The organism is Lactococcus sp. KTH0-1S (assembly GCF_052544945.1).
The window spans coordinates 1,962,790-1,979,682 of sequence record NZ_CP195165.1; the positions used below are offsets into that span (position 1 = coordinate 1,962,790).

Genomic DNA, 16,893 nt, shown 5'->3' on the forward strand with positions numbered 1-16,893 from the left:
ATTACTCACCTCCCCCAGTTCCTGAACCGCTTGATGCTGGTACCATTTGAGCATCAGTTTTAATCTCTGTAATACCAGCTGCATCAGTAGATGTTCCTGTTCCAACAAAAGTAGAGTAATACAAACCATTATCATCAGAACCAATCGCAAAACTGATGGCTTCTGATGGAAGTTCTCTTTGTTTACCTTGTACTGTATTAAACTCAAGACCATCAGAAGAGAACATTCCATCCACAAATGCCATTAAATATGGATTACCTTGAGGTGTTACATCCTCCAATAGAATCGAGCAATATGGAGAAGTGCGATCTGCAGTAGCTTTGTATACACCGTTAGTAGATGCGACAATTCCAAGCACTGCATTTTTAATTTTTTCAGGGAAGTCCATGATATCGAAATCAACTTTACCATCTCCAACTCCTTTTCCTGAAATGGAGTATACTTTATTTGAAGAATAAGATTTTACGGCATCAACCGCTAATCCTGATACTTTAGCGGAAACCATCCCACCATTATCTTTTTTTCCTTCGATAACAAACTGATTTGTCCCAAGAACTGGATCTTTACCATCTTTTACACGAATTGTTAAACGTTTAAAACCAATAGGTACTGACATTGTTTTTTCTCCTTATTTTCAATAATTTTCGTAAAGATTACTGTTGCCTTCATAAAATCGAGCATCCACATATCTCTTTGTTTCTTCAAAATATTCATCAAGGCCACCATTCATCTGAAAGAACCCTTTTGTTTTGAGAATATTTTCAACTTTTCTTTGAAGCTCCTTGCTTTCCATTCGATTAGTTGCCTCAATGCTGACCTGATAGACAAAATGTTTAGCGAATGAATCGTTGCTTCCTACCGCAGTTTGTTCTGGTGGGCCAGCAGGTATAACCGTTATACTTGTCAAACTTCCTGATAAATTTTCATACCTAGAATAACTTTTAAATCCACCCGTTTTTTGAATTGCTAGAATATCAGAGTCATTAGCTAAAGCTTGCATAAGTTCATTTAGCATATCATTCATTTTAACAACTCCTTCAAATTAGCTTGCGCTGTCTTAACAAATTTTTGTCCTTGAGCATTTGAAAATCTTTGTAAAGCGCCAAAACTTTTATAACGATATGATTTACCATTTCTGACAAAACCATTATTTTCAAGATGAACAAGTCTCCAATGCTTACCATTGTTACCTATCTTTATGACGGGGAATCCTGATGTTCTAGAAACATTCCCTCGAACAACCCCTGCTACTGTATCACCAGAATTTGCAAATTTAGAAAGAGTGCTCTTTAAATTAATTACAGCTTCATCTGCAGATGCTTTAAGCGCATCACTTTCTATCTTTCTTACTCGAGTTTCACTAAACTTTTCTCTCAATTTAGCTTCAATTTCTTCAAAGCCCCTAATAGTCATACCACTACTCATTAAGATTTGTACCTCCTAGTATTATTTTTAGGAAAGTACGATCATGGAAATCTGGCTGAATATCAATTATGTTCCAAACCTTATTGACGTACCTTGAGTCATCAATAATAACTTTGTCATCATTTTTGGGTTGATAACTTGTTAAGGGATCGCGAATTTTTATTGTTGCTCCATTTTTAACATTTTGATTCCCCAAGATTGTTAAATCTTTATTGCTAGGGGAATAAAGATCTGCGTAGGTTTTAAAAAGAACAATAGGATCACCACCTCTCCCGTCGAATGACGTATCAAGCCCTACTCCTTGAAATGTAACTTTAGTCCGCATCGTTCCGTTATTTGTACGATTAGATGATTTAAGTAATTTTTGCGATTTAATCATTGCGTCTCTCCTACATCATCAGTAGGCTGATTAGCTAGAAAAACATCACGGATATTTTGCTTATAATTCTCTTTGAATTCATCTAGCGCATCATTGTATGTATAACGCGAACGTTCGAAAATTAATTCCTTAACTTCTGGATCACTCGCATCAGATACTCCAATCAATCGTAGAATTGAAGTGTACGAGGCTGTGAGCATATCAGTTAAGTTAGCCAACTCATCCGAATCCTCAGTACTAATTCTCATTCTTTGTTTAAATGAACTAAGGTTATTAGTGGCCCAAGTTTTAGCGTCAGCCATAAACTCCTCCTATTCTTCTTCGTCACCCTCCATTTTTTCAACAAAGCCAGGGAGCTTTTTTTCAAGCTCCTTGAACCTAGTTGCAGTTGCTTCAAAAATTTCGCCGACATCTCGACGCACATTTTCTTTTACATCATCAAAAACTGCATTTACTTTAAGTTTCATGAGCTACCTCTTATCCTTTAGGAACAGCGGCAATTGTAACAAGTGCTGAAGCATTGTTATCTTTTGGTTTGCCCCAGTAGAATGATTTAGTTGTATAAAGTTGAAGATCTTCAAGAGCAAATGTTTGGTCAAATTCTTGCATTGTCATTTTTCCGCGATAAGCATTGTATCGATTTGCGACAAATACAATCCCTTTACCAGCGGGAACTGCCATTGATTGAACTACAGCAATATTGAAAGGTAAGATATCAACCCATACTCCATTAGCGTTCAAATACAAGAACATTGCGGTAAAATCATAATAATCTTGAGGATTAACCAAAATTTTTGCTTGTCCAGCAATATTAAGTGGAATTCCTTTTTCACTAACTGACATTTTTTTCATAATAGGTGCTAGAATTTTAGCAGCTTGTCGTGAAACGTCTTGAGAGTTTTCTAAAGCAGCAAGTGGCGAAAGGTCAGCAGATACTGTTTTATCTCCATATGTAGTAGTCCCATTTACAATGGTAGCATCTTTAATCAAACCAACGGGTTTGTTATTGCCATCACCATTAACCAAAGCCGCTTCAAGAGCAACTGCAATAGATTCTGACAATTGTAAGATGATAAAGGTTTTCAACCAATCATAGCTATAATCAAGGGCATCTTTAGGAATAACAGTAAATGCTGTAAGTTTATTTTGAGAAAAATCGTGTTCTCCAAAGTTTTGATTTAATTGACCTTGAATATCACCAGCAAAAGTTCCCCATACTGCTGTTCCACCATTGTAGATACCATCAGAGGTAATCGCTTTAGTGCGAAGCCCCATATCTTGGAAATTGATAATATCAAGCAACGGATGAGCATAAGTCAATTCGTCAAAAACTTGATTGATAATTTCAAGAGGCAAGGTTTTTTCTACATTTCCAACACCAGAAGTAATTTCGTTAAAGAATTTTGTTTCTTCTGCTGACATTACTTCTGCAGAACGAGATGACATTAGAGAGTTAATTTTTTCATTTGTTTGATCAGCAAGATTTTCAACAATTTCCGTCCCCATGACTTCCATAGACTTTGCAAATAATTTTTGTTGTTCTTTTTCATCGGCTCCATTAGCAACTGCATCTGTATATTTCCCAACAGCTGCTGTGTAATTAGGTAATTTTGTGTAATCCATTATTAAATTCCTCCTAGGAAAAGTGGTTTAAATTTTTGATTTTTAAGTGGCTTTTCTGCCGAGTTATCAGCTTCAAATTCTGCTTTTACTTCAGATATTTTTTCATCAATTAATTTACTAATTGAATCCATTTGTTTCTTGTCAAGAGAAACATCAATCGTGTAATTTTTCTTGTCATCTCCTTTAATCATGTTTTTAAATTGATTAATCTTATCAGGTGATAACATTGGTGAAAAACTTGCAACCATTTGAACAGATTGATTATTTTCAAAAAGAATTTCATCAACTATCCCCGATTCAACAGCTTGCTTTGCATTAAACCAAGTTTCGTTGTCCATTAATTTTTGAGCTTCCTCTGCTGAAATGTTCATTCGGTTAGCATAGAGATTTGCTAAATTTCCACTTGACCCCAATAAATAATCCGAGCTTGAAGCCATATCTCTATAGTCGCCTTGTTGAACCATTGATACGTTATGAATCATAACTTGACCGATGGGAGTTATCGCCACCCTATCAGCTGCTAAAAGGGGGAATGTCGCAGCACTTGCACAAAGACCAGAGATTTCAGCAATAACTTTACCTTGATACTTGCTTAAATCTGTGAAAATCTCACTCCCAGCAAATACAGAACCACCTCCAGAGTTAATTTGAATGGTAACATCTTCTCCATTAGCCTCGTTTAAGAAGTCTGCAACTTTTTGCGGAGTGATGCATTCCATACCAAACCAGTCATACACTTCTTCATAATCGTTATCGGCAACTACGCCATTAAACTTAAGTGTCTTCACTATTTTTTCCTTTCTCTTCATAATTTTTAGTCATAATAAATCTGTCCCCATCTTCTGTTGGTGGTAAATTGGCAGCCTCGCGAACTTCATTGACTTTTATAACACCACTAGACCCTGCTTTATCAATTGCATCTGCACGGTCAAGAATGTTAACTGTTTTAAATCCAGTCATTTGCAAGGTATTGCCAACTGAATATCCTGATTTTTTAATTAAAATACTTGCGAATCCTTCAGATAATTTATTGCCCAATGGAATCGCTGCGGATTCAATCGCCAAATCCAAGTTTTCAGAATTATTAGCAGTCTCTCCAAGCACCAATGCTGGAGGAATTCCAAGCAGCCCGGCTACTTCTCCAATGAATACTTTTTTTAAAGACCAAAAGTCAGTAATCTGATTTTGTAGTGTTGCAGACTTGCTAGAAGAAATTTCATCATACGAAGATTTTGATTTATCGTCAGCAGGAATAAATACCACTGGATCATTCATCATTTTGTCGTATAAAGTTGTTGCATATTGTTGCTGCAATTTTTTTCTCTCATTATCTTCAAGCTTGCTGTTGACTGGAATACTGATTTTTGCTCTAACTTGCCCTACACGGAGCTGGTTGGCAATTAAGATTCCGAATAGTTTTCCATAATCATCCCATAGACTATCAACATATTTTTTTATCCCAATATTGTCATTGTCTAAGTGAAAACAATCCACTCCTTGAATAAAGGTTCTATTAAAATATTTTTGAGCGTATGGTCCAGAATTAGGAACATTAGAAACTTTGCTATTGGAGAAGTTAACTGTCACTCCCGTGTATGTGTTCCCGTCAAGCGAATAGTTTGTTACAAAATTATCAGCAATATAGAACTGATCACCATCCTGTATGACTAATAGCTCACCATTTAACAACTTTTTTATCATTGAAATTTTGAATTCACTAGCTGTTTGGTTAGGATTTGGTCTCATATTTAAAGCATAATCAAATTTAGAATCTGTAATTGAGCTTTCGTTCTTAAATACAAATTTACCTTTAGAAACAATCCTTGCTAAGTAAGAAACACAAGATTCTAAAGCAGCATCCTTAATACCAAGCGTGACTTGTGCATTAAATAATGCGTCATACCCAGTTAAATCTGTTGTGCTTAATTTATCTTTTACAGATGACCAAATGTCTGAAAATAGTCCCACATTTTCTCCTTTCCGTACTTTTAATTCAAGTTTAATGGAAAAGTAGAGCGAAAAAGTAGCGTTTTTATAAATAAAAAGCCGCCATTTCTGACAGCTTTATTTGAGGGTTATCGCACCACATTACTAATATTTTATTGCTCACTCCTCTACAATATGAATTATGCTAGATTTTTACTCTCAAAAAGTATCGTTTATCCCATAAACCAACCCAAATTATCATAGAAATCAGTTGTATCTACTTCATTTAATAAATCAGCCTTGAACATCGCTGCTTCAAAAGCTTTAAATCCATCTGTTTTTCGTCTGACATCTTCTTTTTTGATATATTCCACATTTCCATCTTTTTTCAAGTGTCGAAGCACGTTATTTGTGTACCACCGCATCATGTCATTATCACCAAAATTAATTTTTTTATTGGCAAAACTATCCTCAATTACCGTTGATAATTGCGCATCAATGGCTCTAAAGTTACGAATAACTTCCACACGATAACCAAGCGGTTCTTCAAATTTGCTATTCCAAGAGACTTCAAACCCAGCTTCTTCAAATTTAGGTTGTAAATACTCCCTCATTTTATAGCCGTCTCCACAAATAGTTTGGAATTCATACCCTTCTTCATCACGCATACGAACAAACCAATCTACAACGTGTTGTGCATCCATTGACGGTTCATCTAATACTGTGAGCAACCCCTCATCTTCCCATTGTCTAATCGGGGCAAATCGTCGTTTACCATTAACATTTTCATTTGGCTTTGAATAGCTATATATTCTATCGACAAATTCTTTACGAACAAACGAATGAGATTTGAAAACATAATCCCCATCAACTTTAAACAAAGCACCAACTGCAATAAAGTCACGAGTAGAAGCAAAGTCAAATCCTCCAACTGCTGGTAAATTTCGGAGTTCCGGGAACTCTTTTTTTGTTGCTTTTAATTCTTCATAAGTGGCCACGCTTCTTTCAATATCTGTCACCGGCAGGTTCATCCGTTTAGTCATGAATTCATCACGGCCACTCGGGTTAACCTCTAGTTTTTTATATTGTTTTGTAACCTTTTTATACAATCTTTTCGCATAACTGCTCATTGGAAGAGTAAACATAGGATTAGCCATTTCCCAATTTGTTGGATCATCGACTTCTTGCTCATCGTTCAGTTTGCAAATAAAAGGAAATAATTCATCAAAATCAGCATCACCTTTGAGTACTTTATGAGCTAATTCCTTCATTTCATCAATGAATCCCTCGCGAACAAATCCATCTGTTCCGATATAGAACTCTCTTGGATTAGCAACTTTCCCCAAACCAGAAATATAAACATCTGTTACTTTGTGGTCTTCATATTGGTGTATTTCATCAAATACTACTGCACCGTCACGCAAACCATCTTTTGTATTTCCGTTACTTGTCTTATAACGAATAATAGACTGGGTTTTGCGATTTTTGATTTCTTTTTTACCCCAAGAAAACATTCTTTGAAGTTTTTCATTCATCTCAATTGTGTCGTAGATTTCTTCAAAGCTCATTTTAGCTTGATCTTCACTATTTGCGACAAGCGAAATATGATATTTGGGAATTCCGTGCATTGGAGTTTGCAAGTAGTTAGTTACTCCAGAGATTAAACCATTCTTACCACCACCACGCCCCATCATGATTAAAAATTGTTCAAAAACAATATCATCCCCATCACTCCAAAATAAAAAAATGAAACTAATAATAAATTTTTGAAAGTCCTCTAGTTTAAAATAAAATGTTTCGATATATCTGATGCATTTATTAATTTGGCTTTCATCGAAATAAATTTCTTTTCTTTCAAGACGAGGTTTAATTTCTCTAGCAATATATTCAACAAGTTCTATACGTTCCTTGTTAAGTTTTACTTTTTGAGCATGATAAGAATTGATATAATCACTGACATATTTAATCAGCATATAAATCTTCCTCATTAAAATCATTATTTTTGCCCTTTTCGGCTCGTTTTTCCTCGAAAAATTCATCCAATTTTATAAGAGCTGTATTAATTTTTACTTTCTCAGAAATGGCAGGGTTTGGTTTCAAAAATTCTTGATTACCATTAACGACTTTTATCATTGTTCCATCTTTAGAAATAGATTTATCAAGGTTTCTGGATATTCTAACCAAACTACAATATCTCTCCACCTTTTCAATTTCTGAAGCTGATTTTTCATTAATTAGCCCTAATAATTCTATTTCAAGTTTGCTTTTTGCCATGGTTACCCCCCCTTTCAAAAAAATGGCTTTATATTTGGTTAAAAAACCCCAACCGGTCTGTGGTAAATTCGGAATTTAACCCAATTATTTTAGACCCGGGGGTACTTTCATGAAAATTTTTCGTAATTTCCGAACAATAAAATCAGAATTCAAAAATTTCATCATCAAACTGCTTGTGTCTGTGTCTATCATGCCTCTTGTTGTGGCATTCGTGACATAAGGTACGCAGGTTACTAGGTTCTAGTGCAAGCTCTGGATGATAATCAAGTTCCTTGATATGATCTATCTCTAGTGTCGCAGTCTTAGCCGTTGTCACTCTGCCTTCTGCTTTGCACCACTGACATTCATTGTTATCGCGCTTGAGTATCTGTTCTCTCATACGCCTCCACGCTCCTGAGCAATAGAACCTGTGCCTTGCCTTTGGTGTGCTTACATCTATCATGATTCAATCGTAAAACAAAAACGCTACGAAAAAGTAGCGTTCTTTATACTAATAATCTTCTGCCAACCATTCCATAACTTTTGTATAAACTGTCAATTTTGTTTTATAATTTCCTTCTTCAACTTTGCGTAAAGTTTTCTCGCCAATACCAATAAGTTTATGAGCTTCTGATTTTGTCAGTCTTAAGTCAGCCCTCTTTCTCCGGACTGCTTTTGCTTGCGCTTCTGTTATCGTTAACATTATGCGGTTATCCTTTCTGTTATATTATTCATGAAACATCTTAAGTAAATGACCACCGTCATATTTCTCAGCAAACTGTTGCGTTGCTTTATTATTTCTTGCAATGACTGCGCTCTTAGAGTAATACATATTCATTGTAATCTTAATGATTCCCCAACCATCAATGTAATAACGTTTGAATATCTTACGATCATCTTCATCTTTAATATTATCTAATGCTTCATTGATAAGCTGAGATTGCTTGGCATTCTTCTTATTGCGAATGATAATTTGGAGCTATACTATAAAAGTGGACAGAAAATTGTGTGTTATAATCTGTCTATTAAGACACAAAAATGAAAGGACTTTTATGTCAGGTTTTAAACGTTACGACGAGGATTTCAAACAATCGCTCGTTAATCTCTATCAAACTGGTAAAACACAAACTGAACTCTGTAAAGATTATGGGGTATCTTCTTCTGCACTTGCAAAATGGATTAAGCAGTACTCTCAAGTGCGTCTTGAAGATAATACGGTGTTGACTGCTAAACAGATTCAAGAATTACAAAAAAGGAATGCCCAACTAGAGGAAGAAAATCTGATCTTAAAAAAAGCGAGTGCCATATTCATGCAAAACTCCAAATGAGATTAAAAGCCGTCTATCGACTCCGATTTGAACACACGACAGTTATGCTCTGTCGTGTTTTACATGTCAATCGTTCCACCTACTATAACTTCATAAACAAGAGGCCTTCGAAGCGTGAAGTAGAAAATCAACGCTTGAGAAAATTACTCCTTGAAATTTATATGAAAGCCAAGAAAAGAATTGGAACGAGAGCTTTTAAAATCATTCTTCTGCGTGATTATGGCGTTAATATTTCTGAAGGCCGTATCTTAAGACTTCTCAAGTCTATGACACTCCCTAAAATGTCAACCATCAAACCTCGTTTTAAATCAAATAAATCTCCTGTATTTTCTTCTGGTAATCTGCTTAAACAAGAATTTAACCCGAACTCCCCGAATCAAGTTTGGACAACTGATTTCACTTATATCTCTATAGGACCTAAGCGACATGTTTATCTCTGTGCTATCCTTGACCTCTACTCAAGGAAATGTATCGCGTGGAAAGTAAGTGATAGGATTGATGCCAAACTCGCCTGTGACACCTTAGAAACAGCTATAAATAAGAGGAAGCCTAAGGAACCAATTATCTTTCATTCGGATCAAGGAAGCCAATTTAAATCAGCTTCCTTTAGAAAGTTATTAGATGAGCATCAATTGCTTGCTTCTTACTCCAAGCCTGGATATCCTTATGATAATGCCGTCACCGAGGTCTTTTTCAAGTATCTTAAACAACGAGAAATTAATCGCAGAACTTATCACTCCATTCAAGAAGTTCAACTCTCTTGCTTTGAATACATCGAACAATTTTATAACAATTATAATCCTCATTCCGCCAACAATGGTTTAACTCCAAATCAGAAAGAAGAAAATTATTTTAAGAAAATATAGCTCATTTTGTGTCTAAATATTTGACATTAGTCCAATTCTTAGCGTCATTCGAACATCATGCCATTGTGCTTTCGTCAATTCTTTTGTCATATTCTAACTCCTGTTATGTTATAATAGTATTAGAATAAATCATTTGTAAAGCCCATTGCCGTGGGCTTTTTTGTTTATTTATTTAATTAATTTAAAATATAATGATATCAGAAACGCAATTCCAAATAATATATTAAAGGTTGCAGTTCCAACACTTATTGGGCTTCTTGGCTTCCCAATTGCGTAAGGTGTAACGAACAGTCCAAGAATCAGGAATAATACATAGGCTATGATAATTATATTTGCAATCATTTATTCAACCTCGATTCCTATTCCACCTTCCCCCCCAATACAAGATTTCCGTCTATTGTTGACATAACCCATATCCAATCTTTAGTTAAAATATTTGGTTGATCACTATTCTTCATTGCCATAATGATATCTTGGCTTTTAGAATACCACCATTGACTTTCCCCTATTAAAAATTCATTTAGCTTATGCTTTTTAAATTCTGCAACTTCTAGCAGCGTTCTTTGAATCAATGATACTTGTTTATTGTCTTTCATTATTTTCTCCTCCAGTTGAGTTTAGCGAGTTCCTAGCTCAGTATGTGATATAATATAACTGACCAAAAATATTAAAAAATATTATAATAAGTTGTTAATTCGTATTTCGCTCGAGCCTGGTCAACTCGAGCTTTTTGTTATAACTTATTTTTATTATGGTATAATGTAGTAGACCTAAATTTTAAGAATAAAATTTAAACCTAGAACATATAACTCGAACTTGGTCAGTTCGGGTTTTTTGCATTTATCCCATAACCTCTTACTTATTGATGTGATATAATATAACTGACCACAAGTAACACTTAAAGATGAACTGTTACATCTACATCTTTTCTACGATGGCTCAAGTTTGGTCAGCTTGGGCTTTTTTATATTTCCTTTTATTTAAATCATATTGCTTGTACTTGGTTAGTAATAGTTTTAAAATAAAATTGTATAACCAATACAAACTATTTGAAGGAGGACTAACTCATGAGCTATGTCGTAGATAAAAGTGGTGACTTCAGTGATTATCATGAAGTACACAAGGGAACTTGCCCTAATCGCCCAAAAGTTAATGATTCATATCTTATTGATGGGGATTTTGAAAATGATATCGAAGCAATGGAATACACTCGTAGAACTTATCCATCACTTCAAATTAGGCCGTGTTCATCTTGTATGGATATATCATCACGTTAACTTGTTATCCCTCAAAGCCCATATCATTGATTTGGGCTTTTTTTTGCGTTCAATTATCCTTCCATAAATATAGAAACATAATCAAGATATAAAGAAATCTCCTTGTTTCAACCAACCCCCAATTTCTTGATACGTATTCAAATATTAAGTAAAAGATAGATAAACAAGTTGCTCTTATTAGTCCTTTGATAACCTTATCTTTCATATCCACCTTTTTTCTCCTGTTTCTAAATTAGTAACGGAAATTTTTCCTAAAGTTCCGCCACCTACTTCGGTTAGAAGAGGGGTGAGTTCAGGTAAGTTTTTATTATGTATTTCTTTCCAAGTTTCAGAGTTATAAAATACTTTTCTCCGCTCCATCTTGTCTCTCACTTCCAAAGCCTTAATCATTGAGATGGGATTTTTCTTGTGCTTAAAGCGTGGAATGTTAACATAACCATAATGAGAAACATAAGAATCAATTTTCGTTCCATCTCCGCCGTAAACACTTGTTATCTCTGCTTTTCTCCGTCTTGTCATTTACTTACCTCAAATTCTTAAATCTGTCAGTGACTCTTTTTTGCTGTTCATCAAATTCTTTGTCGAGCTGCCCCATTTTTGATTTGTGCTCAGCAAGCTCTTCATCAATTTTTTGAAGTTCTTTATCCATTTGGTTGTTCAATATTACCCAAGTTATTGAGAAAATGACGGTACCCATAATCACAGCGATTAGCGTTCTAAGGGCAAGGTATTTAATTCCCATAAGTATTGCCACAATCAGCGTTGGCATAGATATAATAAGCGATACAATGCTCATAGCCATAATAATAAATAAAACTAATTTTGATGCATCTTTCATTCCACAACCTCCTCGATATAGGCAACTTTGAAAGCTCCGTTGGTGTCTGTAATCCAACCTGCATTACTTTTTGCTTCATTTCGTGTATCTGCAAAGGTAAGAGCTTGTCGTCCCTCATCATCCCAAGGGTTACTAATTATCCAAGCTTTCATCATCCCCTCCAATCGCTGCGAGTGCTTTTTCTAAATAAGGCAAAATCCAGTCTGTTTGAATAGTTTCTAAATGCCCATCATGTTTAATCGTTCCAATAACATGCTCGATATGCTTTTTCGCAGTGTTAAGCTGTTCTTGGAGTTTTTCAGCTCTGAGATATTCCATCAAGTGAGCACCAGAAGCTTCTGACCATTGAGTACGCCAGAATTCTGCATTTAAATTATATTTAGGGGGTTTAGGTACATCTTCTGACCTTCCTGTAGGTTGGAAACCGCAAAGTTCTGTTTCTTTCGTCATTCTCACACCTCCCCAGTGCTACCAAATCCACCTGTACGCTCTCCATTTGCGTTATCATCGTCTGTTGTAAGGTATTTGACAAATATCCCTTGCATTATTCTTTGACCTTTAGAAATGGTTACAGGCTCTTTTGAGATGTTCATAAACAAGCCTTTAAATTCATTAGGATAATAATCTGAATCGATAATTCCTACTGAATTAATCAATGCAATGCCACGCTTAACTGGATTACTTGAGCGGTCATATAATTTCAATACTTCATCATCTCCAAGTTGAACAGCTAGACCTGTACTTACCATTTTTATTTCATCAGGTTGAATCGTAACTGTTTCGCTTGCTGAAATATCATAACCTGCACTGTGTTCTGTTGCTCGTTCTGGAAGTGTCGCATTTTTATTTAGTTTTTTAAATTCTCTTTTCATTCTCCATCCTCCACAGGAACAAGCTCATAGCTCCCAGTATCTAGCTTATCAATTTCTTTCTGGGTGAATTTGTAATTCATGTAATTTTCGTCGGAATCGTTTGAATAATGAGAAGTGATTCCATACCAGTCAGTACCTGATTTGCGCAAATAATATCCCGTATTCTTCTCACACAAATAGAACAGCTGCGGTTTTTCGACTGTGTATCCATACAGCTTCATTTTACAAAGTAAATCCATACCTCCGTTTTGTACGAGCCAAATAACAGCTTTATCAGCTCCATCAACAGCATAAGCAGTAATAACAGCCGAAAATGTTCCATTCATGTGAAACTTATACCACTTATCAACACACTCAGGCACGACTGGCAGGGCTTGCTGTTCTTTTAATAAACCTGCATTTTCCAGTTCATTTAATAGATGTCGCATTTGCATACTACCAGCAGTATTTCCGTAAGATTTCATGCTAGCTTTTTCGTAGGCTTCTTTTTTCTTCTCTTCAAACTTAGTCATTTTTCGTGTCCTCCGTAAATACTGAATCAATAGCTCGTTTAATCATATCGTCAGATACAGCACCGCCGCTATTTAAGATTATCGCTTCTCTAACACATTCTTTTGCGTACTCTTGCATTTGCTCTGCTGTGTAAAGAGCATGGCGATCTTCGTCATAAGCAGTAAGCAAATAACCTACCGCTTCAATCTCGCTTAGTTTCATCTCATCCCTCACTTCGTCGCATTGACAGCGTCGTCTGACAAGTCTTTGGTTTGTTGCGCATCAGTTACAGCCTGTGATAACTCGTCAGTCTTTTGTTGAGCGGCAGTTAGCTTTGAGTTCAAATCACTAATCTGTTCCCCCATGCTCGCCTTATCTTGGTTCGCTTGATTTAATTGTCTAGTGACTTCTTCTTTTTGCTGGTTGAGTACGTTTAGTTGATTTTGATAGCTAGCAGCTTGATTTTGCAAGTTCGAGTTATCTTGATTGATTTGGTCTTTCAACTGGTCAATTTGGTTGTTCAATTGATTAAGTTGGTCTGCATATTGCTGTGAGCTATTATTTGCCTGTTTAAGCTGTTCGTTTCTGTCTAGCAAGCGTTGTTTCAAGATAGAGATATTCTGTTGCACAGCGACCATATTTTGATGCCCTGCCCACGCATTAGCTGCATAAGCTCCAAAAGTTCCTGAACCAAAGATTCCTGCTGCGACTACTGCTGTTGTGATTAATTTTTTATTCATTGTTTTTCCTTTATTTAGTTGTTCTTTGTAATTTGCGTCTCATTCGTTGTTTTTCTCTCATCTCTTTCGATATTTCGAGTGATAAGATAAAATCATCAACTTCTCTAATATCATGCAAACTTGTTGGGAGTACACAGAAAGTTGTAATTAATTCGTATAAGACATCATCACTAAGAATATTTTTGAGCTTAACCATTTTAATGGCTGATGGAATTTTATGCCTGTCTTTTCTAACCTTTAAATATCCTGGCCTAAAACATAATTCATTGTTTAATTTAGTCAAGCTCATATTGTTCTCTTTGAGATATTTATCAATTAAATCCCAAAATTCTAATGATTTCATTTATGCCTACAAACTCCTTTCTAAGCGCTTTTAGATTGTTCGTGATAAATTATCCATGAAATAGTTTAAGCGCTCAATGTAACCGTAATTTTCATGAATTAGAGCTATTCTGTCAGTTCTTTCACTACTAACTCAACTTTCCACATCTTTGTATCTCCAGAAAGCCCGCCATGTTCAAAACTTGTTCTGCGAATAACATTGTAATTATCATCATTCCAAATTCCAGCATCTGTCAGTCCATCAATTAATGCCTTAGAAGTTGGTTCATAATTTGGTGGATCATATTTAAAGCGCTTGGGTGGATAAATAACAACAAATACATCACAACGGTGTTTCTCATGGAATTGCTCAAATACTTCGTCTGACTGGTCTAGCCATTCATGAGCTGTTCGACATGCAATCCGTCTTAAACGCTGTTTGGTGTTATTGGCAGCAATTCTTGAACCATAAGTTGTGCCCTTGTTATCATTCTCATTTATCATTTCTTTTCTGAGAAAGTTAAATTCAAACTTCACTTGTTTCTCCAAATCTAGCAATTGCAGGCATCTGAGCCATACGATTAAGAATAAAAATAATCTCATACTCAGTTTTCTCTGCCAGCTTCTGCTTTTTAATTCTTCCAAGTGGGTAATGTTCGTTTTCCCACTGCTCAATGATTATTGTTTTCATTGCTTCTCCTAGAATGGCAATTGACTAACACGTTTATCTTTAATATTTTCAAAATTGAATGCTTTTTTTCCAATACCTCTGAACAAACGGCTATATGTCCTGTTATGATATTTTTTTCTTATTTCGTCACTTTTTAGGTTAGTGGTGATAATAGTCTTAGTCCTTGCATCCAAAACTTCTGTCAGTAAAGACATGGACCATTCTGTTATTTTTTCACTTCCAATATCATCAATAACTAATAAGTCAGTATTTCTAAAAACTTCCATGAAGTATTCAGTTGAATAAAAGCTGTCTTTATTATCAAAACTATCTTTGATTAAGTGAAGAACTTCTGACCAACTTGCAAAAATAACGGTCAAATCTGTATGCTGCAAACAATCTTTTAAGATGCTCATGGCTAGATGACTTTTCCCTGTTCCTGCTGGTCCGCTCACTACTGTGTTTCCTTCACCGCCAGTATAATAATATTCAGATACTTCTTTTGCGAACGCTAAAGCTCTCTTTTCTTCGTCAGTTACTGCATTAAAATTTTCAAAACTTGCTTTTTTTATTGTCATATCTCTCACAATGCTATTGCGATTAAGCCTTTTGACAAACTCAGCTTTTTTCCTACGTTTAATCACTTCTTCAGTCTCACGATATACAACATCGGCATAACCATAATTCATAATCAAAAATGGTTCATGCCCGTTCATTGTTGTTTTTTCGTTATTCTCAAATTTATTTTTCTCTTTAAGATATTCGTAGAATTTAGAATAACTTTTTGAAACTTCATCGCTAGTCATGTTATTGTCTAAAATAAATTTTTCAATTTCTGGATGGCTTGTTACATCATTTGCCATTGACCTAAATTTATCCATATCAACAAATTTTCCGATAACATCTCCGATACTTTCCATTTCTTCCTCCTAAAATGGCAATCCAAGATCATCATAAGGCTGTGCTTGTTCTTGGTGCATTGGTGCCTGGTTAAGGTAATTATCAAACTTCGTTCCAAACAACGTTGAAGGTTGTAAGTATTTTTCTGCTGGTTGCCCGTTTATTGTTTTACCTGTCCAGTCAGCAACTTTATTATCAACGACCCTCTTAAAGTCATCTAGTTTATAATCCTCGTTCCACCTCGCTTTGATAAAACGTTTGTGAGCTTCAGTAGTTTTAAAACTTCGCCCTGCTTTTTCATTCAAGTAAGAAATAATTTCAGAATAAGGAATAACATCGTCAGATTTATCTGACATAGTATTATTATTCTTTTTCTTATTCTTATTCTTATCTTCTTCTGTTGCGTCACGTGACGTCACGCTAACGTCACTATTTTCTAAAAGTTTCTTCCGCTCCCGATACTTCTTATTACGCTCAGCATTTAACTTTCTGATTTTCTCCATTCCATCAATGTTTTGGTGCTTTTCCCAATTACTGATACCAATCATGTTGTTATCATATATCTCAATCAACCCAAAATCTCTGAATGTTTTAAGAGCCAATCTTACAGTAGAAACAGGCCTATTACACAAAGCAGAAATCATTTCATCAGTATATGGAATATGATTACTTAAATAGACAAGCCCAGAATCATTTGTTTTTCCTGCCAAACTAAGCAAGTAAACCCATATTCTAAAAATCGCATCATTTTCTGGCATTTCATCAATCAATTTCATTTTTTCATCATCAAAAATATTAACGCTCAATTTAATCCAACTAATTTCAACCATTCGATCTCCTTTCTTCTATATTTATTTCAAGTTTTATTTTTCAAATTAAAAGCTGGCGATGAGTGGTTATGTGTAAACACTAAATACTCATTGACTTTACGGCTCGTTCCGCCACCCTCCAGCTTTGACTAAATACGAAACCACCGCCCAAGG

Annotated in this window: 28 protein-coding genes and 1 pseudogene; 2 read left to right on the forward strand and 27 right to left on the reverse strand. The window is 35.3% G+C overall.

What is annotated here, in order from left to right; genetic code table 11:
* Position 1: 1 nt before the first annotated feature.
* The 13 genes from ACRYLU_RS09455 to ACRYLU_RS09515 all read right to left on the reverse strand — a co-directional run bounded on the left by ACRYLU_RS09455 (position 2) and on the right by ACRYLU_RS09515 (position 8,309).
* Positions 2-616 carry a major tail protein gene (locus tag ACRYLU_RS09455; RefSeq protein WP_118263429.1) on the reverse strand — a complete coding sequence of 205 codons (615 nt, stop codon included), beginning with the start codon at positions 614-616 and terminating at the stop codon, positions 2-4.
* Between the two features lie 18 nt (positions 617-634).
* On the reverse strand, positions 635-1,024 hold the full coding sequence (locus ACRYLU_RS09460; RefSeq protein WP_118263428.1) for a hypothetical protein: 390 nt from the start codon (positions 1,022-1,024) through the stop codon (positions 635-637).
* Positions 1,021-1,425: an HK97 gp10 family phage protein gene (locus ACRYLU_RS09465; protein WP_098403453.1), complete on the reverse strand. Its 405-nt coding sequence runs from the start codon at positions 1,423-1,425 to the stop codon at positions 1,021-1,023. The genes ACRYLU_RS09460 and ACRYLU_RS09465 overlap by 4 nt, the downstream gene beginning before the upstream one ends.
* Positions 1,418-1,804 carry a phage head-tail adapter protein gene (locus ACRYLU_RS09470; RefSeq protein WP_098403454.1) on the reverse strand — a complete coding sequence of 129 codons (387 nt, stop codon included), beginning with the start codon at positions 1,802-1,804 and terminating at the stop codon, positions 1,418-1,420. Before ACRYLU_RS09470 ends, ACRYLU_RS09465 begins: the two co-directional genes overlap by 8 nt.
* The gene (locus tag ACRYLU_RS09475) at positions 1,801-2,106 is read right to left on the reverse strand and encodes a hypothetical protein (RefSeq protein ID WP_098403455.1); all 306 of its coding nucleotides are present in this window, start codon (positions 2,104-2,106) and stop codon (positions 1,801-1,803) included. The genes ACRYLU_RS09470 and ACRYLU_RS09475 overlap by 4 nt, the downstream gene beginning before the upstream one ends.
* 9 nt (positions 2,107-2,115) lie before the next feature.
* Positions 2,116-2,271 carry a hypothetical protein gene (locus ACRYLU_RS09480; RefSeq protein WP_179884686.1) on the reverse strand — a complete coding sequence of 52 codons (156 nt, stop codon included), beginning with the start codon at positions 2,269-2,271 and terminating at the stop codon, positions 2,116-2,118.
* 10 nt (positions 2,272-2,281) lie between these two features.
* A complete protein-coding gene (locus ACRYLU_RS09485; protein WP_098403456.1) occupies positions 2,282-3,427 on the reverse strand; it encodes a phage major capsid protein in 1,146 nt (381 codons plus the stop codon).
* A 2-nt stretch (positions 3,428-3,429) separates the two neighbouring features.
* Positions 3,430-4,215: a head maturation protease, ClpP-related gene (locus ACRYLU_RS09490; protein WP_182407464.1), complete on the reverse strand. Its 786-nt coding sequence runs from the start codon at positions 4,213-4,215 to the stop codon at positions 3,430-3,432.
* Complete coding sequence (locus ACRYLU_RS09495) at positions 4,202-5,395, reverse strand: phage portal protein (RefSeq protein ID WP_179884688.1); 1,194 nt, start codon at positions 5,393-5,395, stop codon at positions 4,202-4,204. The genes ACRYLU_RS09490 and ACRYLU_RS09495 overlap by 14 nt, the downstream gene beginning before the upstream one ends.
* Before the next feature lie 191 nt (positions 5,396-5,586).
* Positions 5,587-7,326 carry a terminase TerL endonuclease subunit gene (locus ACRYLU_RS09500; protein ID WP_098403459.1) on the reverse strand — a complete coding sequence of 580 codons (1,740 nt, stop codon included), beginning with the start codon at positions 7,324-7,326 and terminating at the stop codon, positions 5,587-5,589.
* Positions 7,316-7,627 carry a P27 family phage terminase small subunit gene (locus tag ACRYLU_RS09505; RefSeq protein ID WP_023189099.1) on the reverse strand — a complete coding sequence of 104 codons (312 nt, stop codon included), beginning with the start codon at positions 7,625-7,627 and terminating at the stop codon, positions 7,316-7,318. The genes ACRYLU_RS09500 and ACRYLU_RS09505 overlap by 11 nt, the downstream gene beginning before the upstream one ends.
* A 142-nt stretch (positions 7,628-7,769) precedes the next feature.
* On the reverse strand, positions 7,770-8,069 hold the full coding sequence (locus tag ACRYLU_RS09510) for an HNH endonuclease (RefSeq protein ID WP_098403460.1): 300 nt from the start codon (positions 8,067-8,069) through the stop codon (positions 7,770-7,772).
* Between the two features lie 48 nt (positions 8,070-8,117).
* On the reverse strand, positions 8,118-8,309 hold the full coding sequence (locus ACRYLU_RS09515; protein WP_445080909.1) for a hypothetical protein: 192 nt from the start codon (positions 8,307-8,309) through the stop codon (positions 8,118-8,120).
* 349 nt (positions 8,310-8,658) lie between these two features.
* Here ACRYLU_RS09515 and ACRYLU_RS09520 point away from each other — a divergent pair.
* Positions 8,659-9,816: pseudogene (locus tag ACRYLU_RS09520) on the forward strand (IS3 family transposase).
* Positions 9,817-10,159: 343 nt separating this feature from the next.
* On the opposite strand, the gene ACRYLU_RS09525 reads toward ACRYLU_RS09520, so the two are convergent.
* The gene (locus ACRYLU_RS09525) at positions 10,160-10,396 is read right to left on the reverse strand and encodes a hypothetical protein (RefSeq protein WP_445080910.1); all 237 of its coding nucleotides are present in this window, start codon (positions 10,394-10,396) and stop codon (positions 10,160-10,162) included.
* A gap of 514 nt (positions 10,397-10,910) precedes the next feature.
* Between ACRYLU_RS09525 and ACRYLU_RS09530 the strand changes: the two genes are divergently transcribed.
* The gene (locus ACRYLU_RS09530) at positions 10,911-11,144 is read left to right on the forward strand and encodes a hypothetical protein (protein ID WP_445080911.1); all 234 of its coding nucleotides are present in this window, start codon (positions 10,911-10,913) and stop codon (positions 11,142-11,144) included.
* 134 nt (positions 11,145-11,278) lie between these two features.
* Here ACRYLU_RS09530 and ACRYLU_RS09535 read toward each other — a convergent pair whose 3' ends face one another.
* The 13 genes from ACRYLU_RS09535 to ACRYLU_RS09595 form a co-directional block, all read right to left on the reverse strand.
* Positions 11,279-11,596, reverse strand: coding sequence for a hypothetical protein (locus ACRYLU_RS09535; protein ID WP_058208328.1), 318 nt, complete (start codon positions 11,594-11,596; stop codon positions 11,279-11,281).
* Positions 11,597-11,600: 4 nt separating this feature from the next.
* Positions 11,601-11,915, reverse strand: a complete 315-nt coding sequence (locus tag ACRYLU_RS09540; protein ID WP_445080912.1) for a hypothetical protein — start codon at positions 11,913-11,915, stop codon at positions 11,601-11,603.
* On the reverse strand, positions 11,912-12,067 hold the full coding sequence (locus ACRYLU_RS09545) for a hypothetical protein (protein ID WP_445080913.1): 156 nt from the start codon (positions 12,065-12,067) through the stop codon (positions 11,912-11,914). The genes ACRYLU_RS09540 and ACRYLU_RS09545 overlap by 4 nt, the downstream gene beginning before the upstream one ends.
* The gene (locus ACRYLU_RS09550) at positions 12,048-12,365 is read right to left on the reverse strand and encodes a hypothetical protein (RefSeq protein WP_445080914.1); all 318 of its coding nucleotides are present in this window, start codon (positions 12,363-12,365) and stop codon (positions 12,048-12,050) included. Before ACRYLU_RS09550 ends, ACRYLU_RS09545 begins: the two co-directional genes overlap by 20 nt.
* 2 nt (positions 12,366-12,367) lie before the next feature.
* On the reverse strand, positions 12,368-12,787 hold the full coding sequence (locus ACRYLU_RS09555; RefSeq protein ID WP_445080915.1) for a dUTP diphosphatase: 420 nt from the start codon (positions 12,785-12,787) through the stop codon (positions 12,368-12,370).
* A complete protein-coding gene (locus tag ACRYLU_RS09560; protein ID WP_445080916.1) occupies positions 12,784-13,299 on the reverse strand; it encodes a DUF1642 domain-containing protein in 516 nt (171 codons plus the stop codon). Before ACRYLU_RS09560 ends, ACRYLU_RS09555 begins: the two co-directional genes overlap by 4 nt.
* On the reverse strand, positions 13,292-13,501 hold the full coding sequence (locus ACRYLU_RS09565; protein ID WP_445080917.1) for a hypothetical protein: 210 nt from the start codon (positions 13,499-13,501) through the stop codon (positions 13,292-13,294). Before ACRYLU_RS09565 ends, ACRYLU_RS09560 begins: the two co-directional genes overlap by 8 nt.
* Positions 13,502-13,509: 8 nt before the next feature.
* A complete protein-coding gene (locus ACRYLU_RS09570) occupies positions 13,510-14,019 on the reverse strand; it encodes a hypothetical protein (protein WP_445080918.1) in 510 nt (169 codons plus the stop codon).
* Positions 14,020-14,029: 10 nt separating this feature from the next.
* A complete protein-coding gene (locus ACRYLU_RS09575; protein WP_445080919.1) occupies positions 14,030-14,362 on the reverse strand; it encodes a DUF7339 family protein in 333 nt (110 codons plus the stop codon).
* Between the two features lie 104 nt (positions 14,363-14,466).
* Positions 14,467-14,877, reverse strand: coding sequence for a hypothetical protein (locus ACRYLU_RS09580; RefSeq protein ID WP_025017293.1), 411 nt, complete (start codon positions 14,875-14,877; stop codon positions 14,467-14,469).
* A complete protein-coding gene (locus tag ACRYLU_RS09585; protein ID WP_445080920.1) occupies positions 14,867-15,031 on the reverse strand; it encodes a hypothetical protein in 165 nt (54 codons plus the stop codon). Before ACRYLU_RS09585 ends, ACRYLU_RS09580 begins: the two co-directional genes overlap by 11 nt.
* Positions 15,032-15,039: 8 nt before the next feature.
* Positions 15,040-15,930: an ATP-binding protein gene (locus ACRYLU_RS09590; protein WP_445080921.1), complete on the reverse strand. Its 891-nt coding sequence runs from the start codon at positions 15,928-15,930 to the stop codon at positions 15,040-15,042.
* A gap of 9 nt (positions 15,931-15,939) precedes the next feature.
* Entirely contained in the window at positions 15,940-16,740 is an 801-nt protein-coding gene (locus ACRYLU_RS09595; protein ID WP_445080922.1) for a phage replisome organizer N-terminal domain-containing protein, read from the reverse strand.
* Positions 16,741-16,893 lie beyond the last annotated feature (153 nt).

What these genes read in the sequence shown, in the direction of transcription:
- ACRYLU_RS09455 (WP_118263429.1), bottom strand. Translation starts at nt 616, where the DNA reads ATGTCAGTACCTATTGGTTTTAAACGTTTAACAATTCGTGTAAAAGAT.
- ACRYLU_RS09460 (WP_118263428.1), bottom strand. Translation starts at nt 1,024, where the DNA reads ATGAATGATATGCTAAATGAACTTATGCAAGCTTTAGCTAATGACTCT.
- ACRYLU_RS09465 (WP_098403453.1), bottom strand. Translation starts at nt 1,425, where the DNA reads ATGAGTAGTGGTATGACTATTAGGGGCTTTGAAGAAATTGAAGCTAAA.
- ACRYLU_RS09470 (WP_098403454.1), bottom strand. Translation starts at nt 1,804, where the DNA reads ATGATTAAATCGCAAAAATTACTTAAATCATCTAATCGTACAAATAAC.
- ACRYLU_RS09475 (WP_098403455.1), bottom strand. Translation starts at nt 2,106, where the DNA reads ATGGCTGACGCTAAAACTTGGGCCACTAATAACCTTAGTTCATTTAAA.
- ACRYLU_RS09480 (WP_179884686.1), bottom strand. Translation starts at nt 2,271, where the DNA reads ATGAAACTTAAAGTAAATGCAGTTTTTGATGATGTAAAAGAAAATGTG.
- ACRYLU_RS09485 (WP_098403456.1), bottom strand. Translation starts at nt 3,427, where the DNA reads ATGGATTACACAAAATTACCTAATTACACAGCAGCTGTTGGGAAATAT.
- ACRYLU_RS09500 (WP_098403459.1), bottom strand. Translation starts at nt 7,326, where the DNA reads ATGCTGATTAAATATGTCAGTGATTATATCAATTCTTATCATGCTCAA.
- ACRYLU_RS09505 (WP_023189099.1), bottom strand. Translation starts at nt 7,627, where the DNA reads ATGGCAAAAAGCAAACTTGAAATAGAATTATTAGGGCTAATTAATGAA.
- ACRYLU_RS09510 (WP_098403460.1), bottom strand. Translation starts at nt 8,069, where the DNA reads ATGATAGATGTAAGCACACCAAAGGCAAGGCACAGGTTCTATTGCTCA.
- ACRYLU_RS09515 (WP_445080909.1), bottom strand. Translation starts at nt 8,309, where the DNA reads ATGTTAACGATAACAGAAGCGCAAGCAAAAGCAGTCCGGAGAAAGAGG.
- ACRYLU_RS09525 (WP_445080910.1), bottom strand. Translation starts at nt 10,396, where the DNA reads ATGAAAGACAATAAACAAGTATCATTGATTCAAAGAACGCTGCTAGAA.
- ACRYLU_RS09530 (WP_445080911.1), top strand. Translation starts at nt 10,911, where the DNA reads ATGAAGTACACAAGGGAACTTGCCCTAATCGCCCAAAAGTTAATGATT.
- ACRYLU_RS09535 (WP_058208328.1), bottom strand. Translation starts at nt 11,596, where the DNA reads ATGACAAGACGGAGAAAAGCAGAGATAACAAGTGTTTACGGCGGAGAT.
- ACRYLU_RS09540 (WP_445080912.1), bottom strand. Translation starts at nt 11,915, where the DNA reads ATGAAAGATGCATCAAAATTAGTTTTATTTATTATTATGGCTATGAGC.
- ACRYLU_RS09545 (WP_445080913.1), bottom strand. Translation starts at nt 12,067, where the DNA reads ATGAAAGCTTGGATAATTAGTAACCCTTGGGATGATGAGGGACGACAA.
- ACRYLU_RS09550 (WP_445080914.1), bottom strand. Translation starts at nt 12,365, where the DNA reads ATGACGAAAGAAACAGAACTTTGCGGTTTCCAACCTACAGGAAGGTCA.
- ACRYLU_RS09555 (WP_445080915.1), bottom strand. Translation starts at nt 12,787, where the DNA reads ATGAAAAGAGAATTTAAAAAACTAAATAAAAATGCGACACTTCCAGAA.
- ACRYLU_RS09560 (WP_445080916.1), bottom strand. Translation starts at nt 13,299, where the DNA reads ATGACTAAGTTTGAAGAGAAGAAAAAAGAAGCCTACGAAAAAGCTAGC.
- ACRYLU_RS09565 (WP_445080917.1), bottom strand. Translation starts at nt 13,501, where the DNA reads ATGAAACTAAGCGAGATTGAAGCGGTAGGTTATTTGCTTACTGCTTAT.
- ACRYLU_RS09570 (WP_445080918.1), bottom strand. Translation starts at nt 14,019, where the DNA reads ATGAATAAAAAATTAATCACAACAGCAGTAGTCGCAGCAGGAATCTTT.
- ACRYLU_RS09575 (WP_445080919.1), bottom strand. Translation starts at nt 14,362, where the DNA reads ATGAAATCATTAGAATTTTGGGATTTAATTGATAAATATCTCAAAGAG.
- ACRYLU_RS09585 (WP_445080920.1), bottom strand. Translation starts at nt 15,031, where the DNA reads ATGAAAACAATAATCATTGAGCAGTGGGAAAACGAACATTACCCACTT.
- ACRYLU_RS09590 (WP_445080921.1), bottom strand. Translation starts at nt 15,930, where the DNA reads ATGGAAAGTATCGGAGATGTTATCGGAAAATTTGTTGATATGGATAAA.
- ACRYLU_RS09595 (WP_445080922.1), bottom strand. Translation starts at nt 16,740, where the DNA reads ATGGTTGAAATTAGTTGGATTAAATTGAGCGTTAATATTTTTGATGAT.